Here is a 2419-nt window from a genome sequence, read left to right as displayed (position 1 = left end):
GGCTGCCAGCTCGCGGCATAAGATTGCAGCCAGTCCGGCGTGAGCGGCTGGCTGGCCGCTGTCAGCCCGGCCAGGGCAGACGCGAGCTGCCGGGTCAGGGCGGCATCCTGGCGGGAGGAGATCTTGACGCACCATTCCTGGTTGGCCAGGAGGGCGGACCGGGTGAAGTTGGCGCTGCCGATCACGGCCGTCTGCCAGTCCTCGTGGTCAAAGAGGTAGCCCTTGGCGTGGAAGGGGCCGGCCGTGATCCGGACCTTGAGATTGGGAATTTTTAAGAGCTCAGCGAAGACCCGGGGCTGGTTGAAGGCCAGGTAGGTCCCGGTAATGATGGCTCCATGGACATCCTGGGCCCGGAGGTCTTCCATGACCAGCTTGAAGGGCGGCAGCATGTCGGGCGTGATGAAGGCCACGGCCCAGGTGAAGGAAGTGCAGGTCAGCAGCTCCCGCCGCAGGGTCTGCCAGATGTTTTCGTTTTGATTGCTGACGAGCCGGGGCGGGCTCAAAGGGGAAAGTTCCATGAAATCAACCTCGCTTGGAAAAAGATTTTTAACCATCATAACACAGGCGGCCGCCGGAAATGATTGACAAAGGTCAATGTTACATGTGAAACAATCAGCGCTATAATAGTGATGATCAGTTCATGAGTTGACAGAGGAGCATGAAAAATGAAAGCTGAAGAAATCCGCGCCCGGGCGCGGGAAAACCTGAAACAGATCCCGAAGAAAACCTACATGCCGATGGGCCTGCTGCTGGTCGTGGCCAACCTGGTCCCCAACATCGTTGACCAGGCCACTGACTCCAAGTCCGGCGCCGGGGCCGATGTCGTCTTTTTTGTTTTGGAAGTCGCGGCGGCGCTTTTGTCGGCCAACGGATACATCTTCTTTGACCGCTGGCGCGGCAAGCTCCAGGAGGGGGAAGAAGAGCCCAATGCCTGGTGCGGCCTGACTGGCCGGCACATCGGCCGCCTGTTCATCTACGGGGTGATCGAAGCCTTGATCATCGGGACCGTGACCGTGGCCATCGCGGCAGTGGTCGTCGGCTCAGCGATTCCGCAGGTGCCATTGGCCGTGAGTCTGGCCCTCCTGGTCCTGCTGCTGGCCCTGCTGGTCTGGATCGAGCTGCGCCTGTCCTTTGTCGTCTACGTGATCGATGACGACATTCAGAGCGGCCGGCAGCGGTCGGTCTGGGCGGAAATCGGGGCCGGCTGGAAGCTGACCAAGGGCCGCTGCTGGAAATTGCTCTGCCTGAACCTGTCCTTTTTCGGCTGGTTCCTGCTGGCAGTCTGCACCTTGGGAATTTTGGGCATCTGGCTGTACCCGTACTATGATTTAGCACTGGCTGAGGCTTACGAACTCAGCCGGGAAAACAAATACTGATTTTGAGACGCGCCTGGGGCGCGTCTTTTTTTGCGGACCGGCCAGAATGGCTTATAATCAAAGGCAGAAAGGATGTGAGGCAGATGGCACAAGCCTTATATGTCAGTGAGCTGCGCATGGACCTGGCGGAATACACCAGGATGGCCATGAAGGTGACTGAGAAGAGCCGGCGGCGGATCATCATGATCGCGGAGACAATCTGGATTCTGGCGGGCATCGCGGCCTTCCTCTTCAGGCAATACGATCTTACGGTCCTGCTGGCCGTGGTGATTGCTTTTTACCCGGCCGCGATCGTCTACCTCTACAAGCGGCGGCTGAAGAAGATCTACGAAAGCATGCCCGCGATCAAGGACGACTATATCCGTTATGAGTTCTATCCCGACCATTTCCTGGTCCTGACCAACCGGGGCGACGGCGACTACCGCTACGAGCAGATCGTCCAGTACCTGGAAGGGCAGGAGGAGATCGTCCTGCTGGCCGACCAGAACCAGGGCATGCTGCTGTTGAAGAAGAACTGCAGCCCGGAGCTGATCAGCTTTTTGCGGGAAAAGTACCAGCAATAGTTTCACGTGAAACGTGACAAAATTGGCATTTCGCGGCAAAAGCTGTTAGGATTAAGAAAACAAGCTTTTTTGTGAAGGAGCCGGTAGTTATGAAGTTTTCCCATAAATTGAGCGATGCGGTGCACTTGTTGGCCTACATCGAGATTTTTCCGGATGGCGACCTGTCCAGCCGGGCAATCGCCGACAGCATCGTGACCAACCCGAGCATGGTGCGGAGCTTGATGATGGACCTGCGCAAGGCGGGGATTTTGAAAACCCAGCGGGGCAGCGCCAAGCCGGAATTGGCCAGAAGCGCGGCCAGCATCAGTCTTTATGACATCTTCGCGGCTGTCGACATGGATCATCACCTGCTGCACGTTGACGAGAACACGGAAGAAAAATGTCCGGTCGGCGGCAACATTCAAGAGCCGCTGGCCGCCTGCTACGCGGAAGTGGAAGAGGCGGCTTTCGCCAAGATGCGCGAGATCAGCCTGCAGGAAA

Annotated in this window: 4 protein-coding genes; 3 read left to right on the top strand and 1 reads right to left on the bottom strand. The window is 57.7% G+C overall.

Going from position 1 to position 2419, the window contains the following annotated elements:
- Window positions 1-518, bottom strand: a 518-nt coding sequence (locus lacNas_RS09065; protein WP_244661450.1) for a phospholipase D-like domain-containing protein, incomplete at its 3' end; no start/stop codon positions are given.
- Between the two features lie 147 nt (window positions 519-665).
- On the opposite strand from lacNas_RS09065, the gene lacNas_RS09060 reads away from it, so the two are divergent.
- From lacNas_RS09060 to lacNas_RS09050, 3 genes are all read left to right on the top strand, one after another.
- Complete coding sequence (locus lacNas_RS09060; RefSeq protein WP_201331652.1) at window positions 666-1376, top strand: DUF975 family protein; 711 nt, start codon at window positions 666-668, stop codon at window positions 1374-1376.
- An 83-nt stretch (window positions 1377-1459) separates the two neighbouring features.
- On the top strand, window positions 1460-1939 hold the full coding sequence (locus tag lacNas_RS09055; protein ID WP_201331651.1) for a YcxB family protein: 480 nt from the start codon (window positions 1460-1462) through the stop codon (window positions 1937-1939).
- An 89-nt stretch (window positions 1940-2028) separates the two neighbouring features.
- Window positions 2029-2419 (top strand): Rrf2 family transcriptional regulator (locus tag lacNas_RS09050; RefSeq protein WP_201346796.1); only part of this gene is annotated, 391 nt, incomplete at its 3' end.

This window comes from Lactobacillus nasalidis, assembly GCF_016587775.1.
GTDB lineage: Bacteria > Bacillota > Bacilli > Lactobacillales > Lactobacillaceae > Lactobacillus > Lactobacillus nasalidis.
Note: the sequence above shows the minus strand (reverse complement) of the source record. Positions and strands in the feature narration are given on the sequence as shown.

Coding starts and splice junctions, on each gene's coding strand:
- lacNas_RS09060 (WP_201331652.1), top strand. CDS start 666: ATGAAAGCTGAAGAAATCCGCGCCCGGGCGCGGGAAAACCTGAAACAG.
- lacNas_RS09055 (WP_201331651.1), top strand. CDS start 1,460: ATGGCACAAGCCTTATATGTCAGTGAGCTGCGCATGGACCTGGCGGAA.